The 17049-nt window shown below is 31.8% G+C and carries 8 protein-coding genes and 1 tRNA gene; all 9 read right to left on the bottom strand.

Annotated features, from left to right (window positions below):
* Positions 1 to 10: 10 nt before the first annotated feature.
* Positions 11 to 2122, bottom strand: coding sequence for a D-proline reductase (dithiol) proprotein PrdA (prdA, locus tag CLMAG_RS21450; protein ID WP_066627307.1), 2112 nt, complete (start codon positions 2120 to 2122; stop codon positions 11 to 13).
* Between the two features lie 14 nt (positions 2123 to 2136).
* A complete protein-coding gene (prdC, locus tag CLMAG_RS21445) occupies positions 2137 to 3432 on the bottom strand; it encodes a proline reductase-associated electron transfer protein PrdC (protein WP_066627304.1) in 1296 nt (431 codons plus the stop codon).
* Between the two features lie 454 nt (positions 3433 to 3886).
* Positions 3887 to 3983: transfer RNA gene (locus tag CLMAG_RS31940), tRNA-Sec, on the bottom strand.
* Between the two features lie 132 nt (positions 3984 to 4115).
* On the bottom strand, positions 4116 to 6023 hold the full coding sequence (gene selB, locus CLMAG_RS21440) for a selenocysteine-specific translation elongation factor (protein WP_066627301.1): 1908 nt from the start codon (positions 6021 to 6023) through the stop codon (positions 4116 to 4118).
* A gap of 45 nt (positions 6024 to 6068) precedes the next feature.
* On the bottom strand, positions 6069 to 7460 hold the full coding sequence (gene selA, locus CLMAG_RS21435) for an L-seryl-tRNA(Sec) selenium transferase (RefSeq protein ID WP_066627298.1): 1392 nt from the start codon (positions 7458 to 7460) through the stop codon (positions 6069 to 6071).
* A gap of 79 nt (positions 7461 to 7539) precedes the next feature.
* On the bottom strand, positions 7540 to 8574 hold the full coding sequence (gene selD, locus CLMAG_RS21430) for a selenide, water dikinase SelD (RefSeq protein ID WP_082832037.1): 1035 nt from the start codon (positions 8572 to 8574) through the stop codon (positions 7540 to 7542).
* Between the two features lie 168 nt (positions 8575 to 8742).
* Positions 8743 to 10491, bottom strand: coding sequence for a sigma-54 dependent transcriptional regulator PrdR (gene prdR, locus CLMAG_RS21425; protein ID WP_066627293.1), 1749 nt, complete (start codon positions 10489 to 10491; stop codon positions 8743 to 8745).
* Between the two features lie 28 nt (positions 10492 to 10519).
* Complete coding sequence (locus CLMAG_RS21420) at positions 10520 to 12703, bottom strand: DUF1156 domain-containing protein (RefSeq protein WP_066627290.1); 2184 nt, start codon at positions 12701 to 12703, stop codon at positions 10520 to 10522.
* A 71-nt stretch (positions 12704 to 12774) separates the two neighbouring features.
* Positions 12775 to 16851, bottom strand: coding sequence for an AAA domain-containing protein (locus tag CLMAG_RS21415; protein WP_066627287.1), 4077 nt, complete (start codon positions 16849 to 16851; stop codon positions 12775 to 12777).
* Between the last annotated feature and the right edge of the window lie 198 nt (positions 16852 to 17049).

The raw sequence follows: 17049 nt of genomic DNA, 5'->3' as shown, positions 1-17049 counted from the left end.
ATTTCATCGCCTACTTTGTTGAGTATTTTTCAAGTCTCTTTTGACTTATTGGAACAGCAGTTTCATTTTCTACTCTTTCTATTGATACTCCAGTAGCTTTCTCAACTGATTCTAGATTATTTTCTTTTACATTTGCATTCCACTTTCTCTCTGATGCTTTAACATCTTCTCCAGCCATAGCTGCTTTAAGCATTGCTATACCTCTTATTGCGTCCTCTTCACATAATGTATTACATGATAGAACTTCATTTTCAATTCCAGCTTCTGACTTGTTGTTATCAACCATATATTTCATATACTTGTTACCAACAACTAATGCTCCCTGTACTGCACAGAATGAGAATCCTACACATGGAATTCCTCTCATACCGATTTGCTCAATATGGCTTGCGAAATCAATGTGGTTATTTCCGAAACCTTCTGTTGTAACAAATGCACCATCAACATCTAAAGCTTCTACTATCATACCCATTCTTTCTGATACATAGAATTTTTCACTGTTGATTTGTGGACTTCCTACAAAAAGCACTCCACAAAGGTCTAATTCTGGATCATTTAAAGCCTGATGAACAAGTGGTTCTCTCCAGTAATGTCTTGAACATTCCTTTGATGCAGGTCCTATACAAGTTAGAGCATGAATTCCCCCATCAGCAACTTCAAGTGGTGATAGCATTACAGGAACATTTCCTAAGTCAACATTTGGTTTTGCACCAAGTATTCCCACTGGCTCAACAGGTAGTATTAGGTTATCATGCATAGCACCTTGACCCATTATTTCTTTAACAATAACAACTTTTTTCTTTCCTGGTCTTCTCTTTTGTTCAAATACTTCTGTACTTGATACAAGAGATTCATCAGCCTTCTTTAAAGCATCTCTGATTTCTTGAGTTATAACATCTGTAGCTGTATGAGCAGCTAAAGGACCTGGTCTTTCCATGTTAGTTCCCGCAGCTATTGTTACCTGAGTCTTTATAAAGATTTCTCCCTTGTCAGGTGCTCCTGGTCTACCAAATTGAATGTTTTCTTCAAGTATACCTTCTGAGGAACCAAATTCTCCTATTTGAACTCCGTCTTCATCTGTTCCAGTAACCATTATTATAACGCCATCAATTACTCTAGTTACTCCTGAGCCTAGTTTATGATCTCCTTCTTTAGTAGCTATTGGTTGAACATCCATTATTGTTTCACTATAAGTGTTGTATTTGTCTGGAGTTATTATATCAACCTTTATTTCTTTAACTAAGTCGCTAATTTTTAAAGCATCTTCACAAACATTTTCTCTTATATATAGGGTTGTTCCTTCGATTTTTGTTTCTGGTCCAAACTTTACCGCTTCAATTTTAAAGTGTTTTCTTGTAAGACTTCTTATAACCTTTTCTTCAGCTTTAACTGTTGGAGCTTCTACTGCAGTTTCAACCTTAGTAGCCTTTTCTGATTTTACTGCTACTGGTACTTGTGGTGTAACTGATGCTGTTGTTTGAATTGCCCCAGTGTTTAGAGGTACTTCTATATCAATACCTTTACCTTCTGCAATCTTAATTCTAAGAACTCCGCCAGTTACACTTGTTATTGCTTTTGGTGCCTCTGTCATTGTTGTTTCCTCCTCGTATCCTTCTAACATATCAGGTGTTACAGGAGTTAATGCTGGTGCATCTACTCTTAATACAGATCCAATTACTTCTTCTCTTGTTAAAACTTTTTCATCCAATTTTATTAATAGAGAATCTTCAAGTTTTGCAAAATGAATTGGGTTTTCTAAATCTGAAACACTAATAGTTTCACCTGATTTTTTATTATACTTCAACACTGCTTTCGTGCTTCCATCTATTAGTTCTTCCTTAACTTCTACTTTTTCTCCAGCAGCCATTGGCTTAATTCCTTCTAGAATTTCTGGAGTTAGAGGTGTAAGTGAATCAACTGTTTTAAGTAATTTTGCACCTATTGCCTCACCTATTTTTACGCTGTTTGCTGGAATAGTTAAAAGACCTGAGTCCACCATATCTGGGAATATACCTGGATCTTCTAAATTATCTGCTGATATTATTGTTCCTTCTTCTGTTCTACAGCATACAACAGCAACTTCATTTTTAAGTTCCTGTGCATGTTCAGCACTCATTGACATATTATTATCCTCCTTTAATCTTCTAATCTTCTAGTTAATGTATGGTCAACTGTTCTAAACACATGATCTGTGTGATGATATACTGGTAGTCCAAGATTTGGCGCACAACACATTACTGTATTGGAGCAGTCACTGCAATTAGATATTAATACTCTTTTTGCTCCTTGTTTCTTTAAATACATAATACCTGCTGCTTGACCTGGACAGTCTCCTGGTGTTTTACACTTATTTGCGCCTTTTATTACTTCTACATTTTTGCATGTTGTAACGCCAACTACTTCTGATTTCATTTTTGCTGCTATATCCCTAAGTCTATTTTCATCAGCTCCACAAGCACAAACAAGAAGTCCTATTGGTTGCTTATATTCTGGTAATGGTATAGTTACAATTGTTCCACCAGAGGTTTTAGTAACTATGGCCTCTTCTAAATCTGCTGACTTTCCTGTATATGGCCCGCCTATTACAATTTCACCATATTCTCCGTCTATACCACCACATTTTTCTATAAGAATTTTTACACTCGTTCCTACTGGAACTTGGAAAAATACGTTTGCCTCTTTTCCACTCTTAAGTTTCCCTACTATAGTTATATCTTTGTCTATAACTGGCTTTCTATCTTCTACTGCTCTGGTTATGTTGGCAAGAGTTTCTCCATTTAGCACAACGCATTTAGCTTCTATTGGTAATTGAGTTGGCGTAAGCCACTTATCGAATATAGCATGGATAAGAGCTCTTTCTTCTCCCATGGGATAGATATCTTTAAGTTTCTTAACTTCAATATCCTCTGATCCTTTTATGCATTTTTCAATAGCCTCTATTGCTTTATCATTTTTAGCTTTAATACCTATATAAGCTTTTTTTGCTCCTGTTGCTTGCATTGCGTATCTCATACCTTTTACAACAAGCTCAGGACTTTTTTCCAGAAATTCTATGTTGTGGCGTAGGACTGGTTCACATTCAACACAGTTTGCAATTATATATCCATCTGAAATTTCTGCTTTAAGTTTTATATGAGTTGGAAATCCAGCCCCACCTGCGCCAACTACACCAGCTTCATATACAGTATCAACTATACTATCACATTCTTTAATTTTTACATATTCTTCTGTTTGAATATCATTTGCTTTAATAATGATTTCTGAATCTGTAACTTTAGAAACCTTCCCTGACACACTAGTATGAATTCTTGCTCCTAGACCATTTGGTTCAGCAATACATTCTCCTCTTTTAACTTCTTGTCCCTCTTTAACTAAAGAAACATTAGGTGCGCCTACATGCATTTTAAGAGGAAACCTATATAACATTTCCATACCACCCCTCCTATTCCTATCTACACATATTTTAATAAGCAAATTCTGTGCCAACACATATATTATTTATTAAACCACTATAAGATATACGAATAGACTGGTCTCTAGTGTATAACATTTTGTTATATGAGAGAGTATTACCATATAAATGTGTAGTTTTTTTTGACATCTACCGTCAAAAATATGACACACTGTTATCATTGTAATTGTATTCATTGATTTTACAAGGCATTCTATTATAGATATAGTCAAAAAACTGACAGTATTACTGAAAATATAGTTAGATATATTAGAATAGATATGTTTTTGAAAAAAATGAGAAAATTGAATTAATTATAAATTTATCAGCGAATCCCACATTATAGTTTTACATAACAATTTTGAAAAAAATAGAACTTACATGAGCTATTAAATTCATGTAAGTTCTCCATATACCAATATTTTTCAATCATTTTGGCGGGAATATGTGGGAATCGAACCCACCCGTCGTGGTCTTAGCACGGCAGAACGGTTTTGAAGACCGGCAGGCACACCAGCACCTATCTACTCCCAAATCTTAATTACATACTGTATTATAATCTATGGTACATAACATAGTCAACATTTTTAAACAATATTACTTATAATATTTATTATTTTTCCATATTACGAGTTGCAAAAATATATTTTCTAATTTTTAATCTTTAATAAAGAATTCTTTTATCTTCTGACCTCTTAGTTAACTTTATGCCATCGAAATTTTCCATTAATGCCATTGCATATTTTCTACTTGTATTTAATTCATCTCTAAATTGTGCCAGCGTCATACTTCCATTTTGTTTTATAAAACTTACTACCAAACTTTTAGCGTTCTCATAATCCTCTGATAAAAAATAGCAATCTTCAGATACTTTAACTAAAACGTCCTCATCTACAATAGAATCAAAGACCATTTTAAAGCTTTTTTTGTCATGACAAGAAGCTTCTAATTCAACATATCTGGGAGGTGTAAACTTGGCATTCTTAAAGGATCCGATAATACTTTTTCTTATATCCTTCTGTTCTTCAGTATACTTTATAGTAAAGCCTGATAATGATATAAAATGTCCATGTATATCTATTTTTTTATCATCTACAAAATATTTTAATAACTCATCATATATTTTTTGCTTTATATTTCTACCAAAAACCTTATTCCTTATCTCTGCTATAGACATCCCCCACTTCAAAGGGTTATGCCCATGAAAATTCTCTAATATATTTACCATTTGATCAATCTTTTCATCTAGAAAATCCTTATGTAAATATGCTGCTTTATCACCACTATCTAATTGTATTATTCTACCTCCCTGAACTAAAGTGGCAAGTTTATCTGCAATATCTTCTTCATTCTTCCCTAAAGACTTAAGAATATCTAAAACTTTAGGATAAGTATCACTTAAATTTTTAACAGCATTCTCTATTATATTTTCAGTCTTTCCACTTTCTTTTACTCTTAATTCTTCTATATATTCTTCATTAAATCTTTTAGCCTTTTGGCTAAGCGGCTCTATTATTGTTCCTCCACCGATAGTGTACATTGGAGAATAACTTCTTACTACAAATCTATCGTTTCTTTGTGCTGTTAGAGGCTTCTCTAATCTTAATTGAACATATGCTTCTTCCCCTTGCTTAACCTCATCTTTGTCCAGTATTGCTACTCTACATATTATTTCACTGGTTCCATGATAAAGTCTCACCCTCTGTCTATTCTCTAAAGGTCTAGCTGCGCTTTTTAAATAATAAAGCTTACAATCAACCATTAATGAGGGTTCCATTAAGTTTTCAACAGAAATTACATCTCCTCTTTTTACATCGCTAGTTTTTATATTAGATATATTAATAGCACACCTCTGACCAGCTTCTGCGGCTTTTACCGATTGGTCATGTACCTGTATGCCTCTTACCTTGGCTGTAACTTTTGAAGGGTAAATAGCTACTGTTTCTCCTTCACTAACTGATCCACTTATTACTGTTCCTGTTACCACAGTTCCAAAACCACTAACAGAAAAAACTCTGTCCACTGGAAGCCTAAAGTGTCCTTGAGTATCCTTAGCCTCTACCTCCTCTGTAAACTTATCTATCTCATTTACTAGTTCATCTAAACCTTCTTTAGTCCTAGATGAAACAGCATGGATGGGAGCATCTCTTAAAAAAGTATCTTTAAATTCCTTTCGGATATCATCTTTTATCATATCCATCCAATCTTCATCCACTAAATCGGCTTTTGTAAGGACAATTATCCCTTTTTTTACATTGAGTAGTTGAAGTATTTCAAAATGCTCTCTTGTTTGAGGCATTATTCCTTCATCTGCAGCAATTACTAGAAGGACTATATCTACGCCACTTACACCAGCTAGCATATTTTTTATGAACTTTTCATGCCCTGGTACATCTATGATTCCTGCTCTTCTACCTGATGGAAGGTCGAAAAATGTGAAACCAAGATTTATAGATATTCCTCTATCCTTTTCCTCTTTTAAGGTATCTGTTTCTCTACCAGTTAAAGCTTTTACAAGTGTAGTTTTTCCATGATCTATATGCCCCGCAGTTCCAATTACAATATGCTTCATTGTTATCACCTATTCCCTTTATATCTTGATATGTTCAGATAATGCTTATCTCTCACTTAATATTATAAAAGCATCAACTACATCGTCAAAATCTTTATCAAACATAGTTCTCAAATCCATAATAACTTCATCATTAGCTACTCTTATAATTATAGGAATTTTATTTTCTCTAAGTTCCTTCTCTAACTCCTTCGGTGAGAATTTATCATTCTTAACCCTTATCACATATGTTTCAATCTTTTCTACAGGCATTGAGCCTCCACCAACCATAGAATAGTCTTCTGCAATAATAAATTGAAATCCCTTAACTTTGCTTTGAAGCTTTCTCTTCAGCCTTTGAGCTCTCTTCTTATGTTCACTTTTATCACTTAATATTGCATAAAGAGTAGGGATGTTTTCCACTGCTTCTTTTTCATCTAGATAATATTTAAGGGTACCTTCTAAAGCTGCAAGTGTCATTTTATCTATTCTTAAAGCTCTTGTAAGTTGGTTTTTTTTCATCTTATTTATATATTCCTTTTTTCCCGCAATTATACCAGCCTGAGGTCCTCCAAGCATTTTATCTCCGCTGAAGGTTACTACATCTACACCTTTTTTAATGCTTTCCTGTACTGTAGGTTCATAGGTAAACCCATACTTTGAGAAATCCACCAAAGTTCCACTTCCTATATCCTCGACTACTGGTATATTACTCTTAGCTCCAAGTTCCACTAACTCCTCTAAAGATACATCTTCCGTAAATCCAAGAATCTTAAAATTAGAGGTATGTACTTTTAACAAAACGCCAGTGAATTCATTTATGTTGTTCTCATAATCATAAAGATGGGTTCTATTAGTTGTCCCTACTTCTACAAGTTTAGCTCCACTAAAGGTCATAACGTCTGGTACCCTAAAAGATCCTCCTATTTCAACTAGTTGACCTCGAGATACTACAGCTTCTTTATCCTTACACAGTGTGTTTAGAACTAACATAACTGCTGCAGCATTATTATTTACAACTACCGCTGCTTCAGCACCAGTTACTTTTCTGATAAGCTCCTCTACATGGCTATACCTTGAACCTCTTTGGCCCTTCTTTAAATCGTATTCAAGATTGTTATAGTTATCAGAAACATTTATAACATTCTCTAAAGCCTTTTTAGCTAACAGTGATCTTCCTAAGTTAGTATGTATAACTACACCTGCTGCATTTATAACCTTTTTAAAGTTAGAACCTTTGTTTTCTTCTATTATGTTCTTGAAGTCTTTTAGGATATCTTCCTTTTTAAAATTCTCTATACTGTCATTTAGTATAAGTACTCTATAGTTATCTATAGAGGTCCTTAAGGCATCTATTACTAAGGCCCTCGCAGTATTTTCCAGTTCACTTTTTATTTCTTCTTCTTTTAAAAGCTCATCTATCTTGGGAAGCTTTCTTAGTAATTTCTTTTTTTCCATGCTCAATTACACCTCTTTTGTATTAAAAATTATTACTATTTTCGCTATCTATCAATATTTAATATATTGTTCTTGCTAATTATTCCACTATTATGTACTTTTCTCCATATTGCTGTATTGCTTCACCAATCACTGCTGAAGGTAGTTCTAATTTAGAAAGTTCCAATATAATTTTTTCACTTTCTTCTTTAGAACATGTAACCATAAGCCCTCCAGAGGTCTGCGGATCAAATAAAATATCCTTCATCCACTCTGGTGTGTCAGTAAACCCATACTTCCCTTCTATGTAGTTTCTATTATTGTAAGACCCTGCAGGTACAAGTCCCATTTGTGCATATTCTTTAGCACTATGTATATAAGGTATTTTATCTTTAAATAACTTTAAAGTAACATGAGACGCAGCTGCCATTTCATATGCATGCCCCATAAGTCCGAAACCTGTTATATCAGTACATGCAGTAACTTCATAATTCACTATAATTTCACCAGCATATTTATTTAAAGTAGACATTACTTTAACAGCTTCATTATAAGCCTCTTTTGAAGCAATTTCCCCTTTTATAGCAGCATTTATTATTCCTGTCCCTAAGGGTTTAGTTATTATAACAACATCTCCAACCCTAGCGCCAAAATTCTTAAGAACCTTATCTGGATGCACAACCCCCATGACAGATAAACCATACTTAGGCTCATTATCATCAACGGTGTGTCCACCTATAACTACGGCTCCAGCTTCAATTACTTTATCAGCTCCACCCTTTAGTATTTCTCCAAGCACTTCTATAGACAAACATGACGGGAAACACACTATATTTAAAGCTACTGTAGGCTTTCCCCCCATGGCATATACATCACTCAAGGAGTTAGCTGCTGCAATCTGACCAAAAGTGTAAGGATCATCTACTACAGGTGTAAAAAAGTCTAAAGTTTGTATAATTGCTGTTTCATCATTTAATTTATAAACAGCTGCATCATCAGAGGTCTCTATTCCAACTATTAAGTTTTTATCCTCCATTTTAGGTAACTTACCTAATATTTTCGAAAGGGTCTCCGGCCCTATTTTAGCCGCTCATCCAGAAGTTCTTGATAACTCAGTTAGTCTTTTCTCTGCCATAACGACACCTCCAGTCAAAATTTTTCAATTTCATTATATAATACTTTGTTAGGTTTTAAAATAAATATGTAATTAGTGTATTTTAACATAATATCGCACTAGCTAACAACTTTTTACATAAAAAAACAACTGCAATAAATATTATCTGCAGTTGTTAGTGCATTATAACTATATCTCATATTTACTTAGCTTATAATATAACGTAGTTCTTTTAATATTTAATATCTTTGCTGCTTGTTGTTTGTTTCCGTTAACCATATTCATTACTTCTTTAATAGTCCTTCTTTCTATATCCTCTACCACTTTTTCTAAATCAAATTCATCAATCTTTTCATTTTCATCTAATTGTATGCCTTCTAAAATATATTCAGGAATAGCATCTATGGTTATCTTCCCGTCATTAGATAAGACAACCATCCTTTGTATAACATTCTTAAGTTCTCTTATATTACCATCCCACTTATAATTTGTTAGTATTTTATATACGCTTTGATCAATAGAACTTATTTTTATTCCTTCTTGTTTTGATACCTGCTCGAAAAACAAATTAGATAGATCCTTAATATCTTCTTTTCTCTCCTTAAGGGGTGGAAGTTCAATCTGAACTACTGCTAACCTATAGAATAAATCCTCTCTAAACTTATTCTCCTGTATAAGCTTTTTAAGATCCTTATTAGTAGCAGCAACTATCCTAGTATCTGTAGTTATAGCTTTTTCACTACCTAATCTATATATAATTCTATCTTGAAGTACTCTTAAAATTTTAACTTGCATCTCTAATGGCATGTCTCCTATTTCATCTAGAAATAATGTTCCCCCACTAGCAAATTCAAACTTACCGATTTTCCCTTTCTTTACAGCCCCGGTAAAAGCACCTTCTACATATCCGAATAATTCACTTTCAAATAGGTTTTCTGGTATAGCACTGCAATTAATTGCTACAAAGTTTCCGCTTCTTCCACTAGCCTCATGTATAGCTTTCGCAAAAACTTCCTTACCAGTACCACTCTTTCCGGTAATAAGAACACTTGCAGAAGTAGGTGCTACTTTTTGCACAACAGAAATTGCTTCAATTATTTTCTTATTTTTCCCTATTATCGAAGAAAAACTATAGTTGGCTGCAATCTCGTTTTTATAAGCACGCTCTAAGAATTCAACCTTTTTCTTTTCATACTCCAATTGATTTGTTAAATTTACCGCTTCTGTAATATCCCTATCAGTTGAAACTACTGCAGTTAACTCACCTCTAGAATTATATAAGGGTACAGCACTTAATGCGACAAGTTTTCCTTTTACTGGTTCATGACAAACATTATTAATTCTTTTTTTATTTTTTAAGACCTGCAAGTTTGCAGCATTAGGAAAAAATTTTCCTATATACTGGTCAACTATTGCTTCCCTTTTTACATTATATAAACTTTCAGCTCTTTTATTCCAGTACCTAACTATTCCTTCTTTATCACATATACAAACCGCCTCATGCAAATTATCAAAAACATTATTATAAAGATTAAAAAGTTCATCTATTTTTACATAAAATGTATCCCTTATATTGTTACCGGTCACTATACCTATAACTTTATCTTGTTGTACAACTGGAATCCTTCCTATATTTTTGCTAATCATAATATCTCTTGCTTCTCGTGCAGATGCATCAGAACTTATTGTAATTATATTTCTATTTAAAAATTGCCCTATAAATGATTTAAAGGATATGCCCTTATTTCTAATTTTAGTTACATCGCTTCTAGTAAATATTCCTCTTATTTTGTCATTTGCATCCATGATTAAAACTTCATCTCTGTAAGATTCTATCATCTTGTTAAATACATCTTCTATATTGTCATTTTCATAAACTTTTATAAAATCAGTAGTCATAATATCCTTAACTTTATATGTAAGTTCAGGTATATCCATTTGTTTCACCTACTTTAGCATTTTTTATCTAAAAAAATTTTATATTATTCACATTACAATTATAATCTTTATTATAAATACATTTCAATAATTCTTTCACAATATCTTTTCTTCTACCTTCATGTATACCATTACAATGATGAGAATAAACCTCAAGAACCTTTCCAACTTTAATTAGAAGTATATCTAAATTAGATAAATTTTTATCATTTAACTCACAATAAGTCTTTCCAAATTCAAGGTCTACCTTTCTAAGAAACTCATCTATATCTATTTCAGTGCTAGCAAAATTACTTTTTAGCCTTGCAACTATAACAAGATCGTAATTCATTTTTTCTCTTCTATTATCTATAAGTCCTGCTCTCAACTCTGTATGGATAGGATATGTTTTTTCAACATAAAATCCTGCATTAATTAAAGATTCAGCAAGAACAAACCAACCTTCTGCTGAACTATTGTTATAAGTAAGTATTAATGGTGAGTCATCCTTTAATACTCTTCCAATTTCCTTAAAGCATGTAGATAATTTATTTACAAACTCCTCCTTACTTATACCTTTAATGTCATTGACAGTTACCTCGTCGTCACATAAGATATGTTCAGATTGAAAATATGAATACTTGTCTCTAAGAATTTCTTTCGTCCACACATAAAAGAACTCACTTATCTCTCCATAGTTTATAGCATAATAATAAGGTGGATCAGTAACTACTGCATCTACTGATTTTGATGGCAAAAATGATAAGTTCTCTGCTGTATCACATTTCAAAATTGTATTTTTATCACTATTGACCATTTCTTCAAAATTTTCAGCAAATTCCGAATAAAATTTTTCATCCTTTAAAATGATGTTTTTATTCTTTCCATTAAAAGTTACTCTCTCATAAGGGCTCAGATTAAATCTTTTACTTTGTATAAAGCCTCTAAAATATTTAGTAAAGCTACCTCTTCCCCATTTTGTTCCCCATATATTATTTTCCACGGGATTTATTACAGGAGCCATATGATGATCTCCAAATAATGGTTCTATCTTTGCACACTGTGAATTATAAATACAAAACATGTTGTTGGCATTAACTGTATTAGAAAATATACATAAAAATAATTCTTTTATTTTTTCATTCGATATTTTACTTATTTCTTCTAATAATCTAGATAAGTAATAAAGTTGTCTATCATTGAACATTTGTCTCCAATATTTATAGTTATGATTCTGTATTTGTTTTGTATTATACCCCCCCGGTATCTTAGTTTTTGGAATGAACATGCTCATTGATCCACTTAAGCTTTTTATTCTTTTCTTAATATCATTATACTTATCTAAATCTTCCTTATCAGGAACCTTAAATCCTTTCTTTCCGGTTTTGCTATCATAATATTGAATTGCATACATCTCCACTGAAAGAGGATTGTTCTTCCTCTTCATTACCTGTTTTATTAAATTTATCTTTTCATTGCAGTTAGTGCATAGGACATTTCTCCCTTTATAAATGCCCTCATCTCTATCAAAGCTAGTATGACACTTATTACAAGATAAATTTCTTTCATTGCCTTTTACAATATCTCCGCATTTTGGACATATATTATAATTTTCAAATCCCTCCTTCTTTAATTTTGTAATTTGATAGGAAGAAAATAATTTAATATTTTTTCCGCACTTTGGACATCTAACTTTCTTAACCCATAGTACATACATTATATCTACTTTTCTTTTTATATTTTCATTACAATCGTATATACTTGTTGTATAAGCTTCTTTTATTTCCTTTGCCACATTTTTTTCTAGTTTATCAAACTCACTGGTTAATATATTTATTATTTCTTCTTCATCTTCAATATCTTTATTGGTATTTACCTCAGGAAGTTGTAATTCGTTTTTTGTGATAAACCATGCTACAGGATTAACATCTATTCCTACAGCCTTTCCGCCTAATCTAAGAGTATTTATTAAAGTCACTCCTCCTCCCATAAAAGGATCTAATATTATTTTTCCTTGTAAAAGTTTACTATTCTCTTTATAGTATATTTCTTTAAATTTAACAGACTCTTCTCCTTCTAATTCTAATGCTAAAAGTATGCTCCTAAATATAGCATCAGTTTTTCTTCCAAACCACTTATGAATTTGGTATATTGGTTTTCTACTATTTGCTTCTTTTTTAGATATTTGTGATATAAATTCTATAGGAATACCTTCATATATCATTTTTGCCATCAAAATCACCCTTGCTTAAAAATAACACTTAATTACAATTATAAATGTATTTAGTATTATTTTAAACATCTTTACACTACTTTAAGGTTGTTCATTATTGATTTTTCATTTTTATATACCTCATCACCGATCTCCCCAAGGTTATCCCATAACTTTTCCATAGCTTTTTCTTTATTATAATAAAATTCACTTCCTCTTATCCTGCAAAATATCCATCCTAACTGCTCTAGTTCTAATTTTCTTTCTATACCTTCTTTCCAATTATGTTCATCAATATTAGTATCTGTGTCACATATTACTGCAACTCTGTTTTTTATTCCATCTATTACAAAGTCTATTTTGTATTGTCCTAGCTTTATATCCGCCTCAACGGAATATCCCTTACTTTTTATTAATTCATAAACATCTCTTTGGAATTTTGTCATAAATGAAAGTTCAACTTTTTTATGCCTACTATTTCTCTTTTTATAATTCAAACAGTATTTAAGTAATGAATATCTTATGCATTCCGGACTTATATCATTAGTATCTATGGAATAAAATACCCACATCTGATTTCTTGCTCTGCTAGTTGCTACATTAAATCTTCTTACATCACAGTCCCTGGTAATTGGCGCAAACTGTACATTTTTTGAAACAACCATAGATAAAAACATTATATCCCTTTCGTCCCCCTGAAAAGCGTAAACATCACCACAGACAATTTTTCTCTTTACTAGTTCCTCTTCTGCTAATCTTTCTCTTATCATACTTTTTATTAACTGGCTTTGCTGCTCACCTAAAAGTGATATAACTCCCATAGTCATTCCTAAATACCTTTTATCTTTGCAGCAATCTACTATTTTATTTACTAAAAACTCAGCTTCAGGAATATTTATCCCCTTATGCTCTTCTGTATATACCCCAGTTACTCTTACTGGTACTATTGTCGGATAAAAATCTTCATAAGAATTAGGGTACCTTAATTGCTTAATTTCATTACAATAAAATCTTTCATTACCAAATCCGATTATCTCAGGTAAACATCTAAAGTGTTCTTTAAAAATCAACCTATTCGGGAACACCCTAAGAGCAGTATCATAAAGACTTATTTGAAGATCAAACCATTCTCGTTGAGGTACATTTTTTAAATACTTATTAATTAGACTATGAATAAACTCTTGGTCTATATCTACCGGATCAAAACTTATTTGTTTATCATCTCCTACTATTACAGCCTTCTTAGCCCTCATTAATGCACATATTGAAAATATATCACTTTGATTACTCTCATCAAAAATAACTACATCAAATAAATTTTCCGATATTGTTACATTTTCAATAACTCTATTTAATGGCATAATCCAAACAGGAATAGCTTCTCTACACTTTTCCATTTCATTTTGAGCTATCTTTCTATATTCTGATAGCATTTTACCACTACTTTCCCCTATCCTTTTTACAGCTTGCATCCAAGAAAAAAGGCTTCTCTTCTCACTTTCTGACGTTTTTATAATCTGGCTATACCATGCTTTCTTAGATATAATTTTCTCTATAAGTATTTTCTCCCTTCTTTTTTCTTCTTCCATTGAACCCTCTATTAAATCAGGATTTAAATCACAAATATACTTTAACAAACTATTACACTTAGCCCATTTCCATGCCTTTTTCCAGTCGCTAGAATTATACTTACACCCTTCCCATTCATTAGTTATTTTTTCTGCAGTAGCCGGACATACTGTTTTTAATTTATTTATAAGCTTGTCTAGCTCTAAAGCCTTATTTTTTATTCTATTAAAGCTTTCTATTTTATTTAAAGCTATTTTTATTTTATTAATATCAAGTTCTTCTACAGCTTCCTTTAGTTCTATGGCCTTATCTGTGGTGAAGAGCACCTTTTTCAAAATCTCAATATAGGCCTTTAGATTGTTGTATTCCTCCAATTTTTTTATACATAGTATAGATTTTATTAAATAGTCATAAGTATCCTTCCTATACCAATCTATACCTTCTGGAACTGAAATTTTACCCAACATTAATGTTATTTGACTCTTATAGTTGTTGTCCCAATTAACTACGGTGTTTAATTTTTTCACATATTCCTCAATAACTATTAGTCCCAATTCCTTTCCTTCAGACAATATTAAATTACCACCATATTCTTTCATTATGTTGTTCCATAGATTTTTTAGCTCTTTAAAAATAGACTTTTTTTGTAAATACAGCTTGACAATTGAAGCTTGCTGTAGATTTTCCAATGGATTCCCATCAACCTTGCACTCATTTGTAATATACGTATATTCCCGGTGAATAAATTTGAACAGCCACCCTATTCTTCCTCTTAAACTTAAACGCTCATACAAATAACCAAAATCCTTGTTAAATTTAATATTATTTGGAATTTCTACTTTGTGATTTCTTAATTCTATTTTTATCTTTTCCAACATTAGCATGTAATCATTGCACTTACGCTCCACATCATTAAGTGATTCTCGTATTATTTTGCTGCTATAATATTTTTCTAATATATTTAAAAACGAATCCTTATCCAACTCCTCCATCTTAAACTTACATTCCTCTAATAAGTTTAGTAGCTCATCATAATTACATCTATTATTATCAGGAATGCGCCACCCATCTAACGCCTCTATATAGTTTTCTTGATTTTCCTCTAGCTCTTTAAATCTATATACAGAATTGCATATTTCATTACTAGAAGGTAACTTTTGAAGCATTATATTTATAGCTCTGAAATTTTCTTTATAATCTCTGCTTACTTCTTTTAACAAACCTATTAATCTATCAAACTCACTTTCAGTTAAAGGCATATCTTCTTCCAATGAGATTTGATCTTGAATCCATGAACATTTATATTCATTTTCTTTAACCCACTTTGCTATGTCAATAATCTTGCATTCCCCGTTACCAAATTTTACATTTTGATTTTCTATCCTTTGAACTTCTTTAAACTTCATACATAATAAATTTTGGTTTCTTCTACAGAGCTGTAGTTCCCTTTTTAGATTTTCAACCTCATCATACAATCTATTTGGATCTGCAGACATGTTATCTATTATTTTCTTTACTGATTCATTAAGATCTTCTAAAGAGTTAGCATCATTTCCCAAAACACTTAGACAAAGTGGCTTTATTTGCTCTGGTATTTTATCAGTTAAAACTTTCAAGGTATTCTCACTTTGACTAGTTACAAGCACTCGCTTACCATGTGCAAGAAGATGACACATCAAATTCACTATTGTATGGCTTTTACCTGTTCCAGCCGCTCCCTGCACTACAACCCCATAATTGTCTGATATTCTTTTAATAAGTTCCTTCTGCTCATAGTTTGCAGACAGAGGAAAAAATACATCTCTTCTAACATCCTTCCACTCCTCTAAATCCTTTTCATTTTTTTCTATTTTCGTATCTTCTACTAAGGCTCTAATTGTTTCAGGTATTCGGCAGCCTTTATCTATTTCGCTAATGATATTGCTTATTTCTCCTTGCCATAATCTCATATTATTTTTTCTTATCAAAATTACAGGGGTGTCATAAATTATAGGACTCTCTAATAGACTCAATACTTTATCTGTATTAATACTTTCTTTTTCAACTCTTCCGTCAGCACTTAAGTATGCTGCAACTTCCCTTAGGATTCTTTCAGTATAAGCTATATTTCTTGGATCTAATGTAAGATCTTTTAATCTATTTTCTACTTGAAGTATTCCAGTTAAGTTTGGTATATCCAAGCCTTCAAAAATACCTGTTTCCATTATAGTTTTACTATTTGGAACTAGGGTAAATGCTTCATTTTTATCATCGAAATTCAGCTTCATTTTTGTTGTAAGAATTGGATGCACTATTTTATGTCCATGAAACTTCCAAACAATAAGCCCATGTCCCCAAACAATTTCTAGATTTTTTTCTGTTTTTTTTAACTCTAAATACAACTTTAAAAACTGATCATATAATCTTCTACATTTCTTATTTACTTTTAGCCACCATTCCTTACTGCTATTTTTATTTACACTACATCCAATTGCTTTTAAAAGTTCATTTTCCCAATATAAGTTCTCATAATCCCATACATTTCTTATTATCTTCTCATTTAAGTTTTTTACATTTAACAAATAAAAAAATAGTTGTTTTACTTTATCTCTATAATTCATGTTTTCCCCTCCACAATATCAAATTATAAGTATATTTACTTTTATGTTAAATTATACCATTAGCATTGATATTATTCAAAAATTTCGTTAAACATAATTCAAATTTAAATGACAGAGTTTTTCGATAAAATTTTTTATACAGGTGAAGCGGAAACTTGAATCAATTGGAGTTTCAAACTCCAATTGATTCTTAGTTGA

The sequence above is a fragment of the Clostridium magnum DSM 2767 genome (assembly GCF_001623875.1).
Lineage (GTDB): Bacteria > Bacillota > Clostridia > Clostridiales > Clostridiaceae > Clostridium_AM > Clostridium_AM magnum.
The sequence above is the reverse complement of the archived record's forward strand: the minus strand, read 5'-3'. Positions and strand labels throughout refer to the sequence as shown.

Coding starts and splice junctions, on each gene's coding strand:
- CLMAG_RS21420 (WP_066627290.1), bottom strand. CDS start 12,703: ATGGCAAAAATGATATATGAAGGTATTCCTATAGAATTTATATCACAA.
- prdC (WP_066627304.1), bottom strand. CDS start 3,432: ATGGAAATGTTATATAGGTTTCCTCTTAAAATGCATGTAGGCGCACCT.
- CLMAG_RS21415 (WP_066627287.1), bottom strand. CDS start 16,851: ATGAATTATAGAGATAAAGTAAAACAACTATTTTTTTATTTGTTAAAT.
- prdR (WP_066627293.1), bottom strand. CDS start 10,491: ATGGATATACCTGAACTTACATATAAAGTTAAGGATATTATGACTACT.
- prdA (WP_066627307.1), bottom strand. CDS start 2,122: ATGTCAATGAGTGCTGAACATGCACAGGAACTTAAAAATGAAGTTGCT.
- selA (WP_066627298.1), bottom strand. CDS start 7,460: ATGGAAAAAAAGAAATTACTAAGAAAGCTTCCCAAGATAGATGAGCTT.
- selB (WP_066627301.1), bottom strand. CDS start 6,023: ATGAAGCATATTGTAATTGGAACTGCGGGGCATATAGATCATGGAAAA.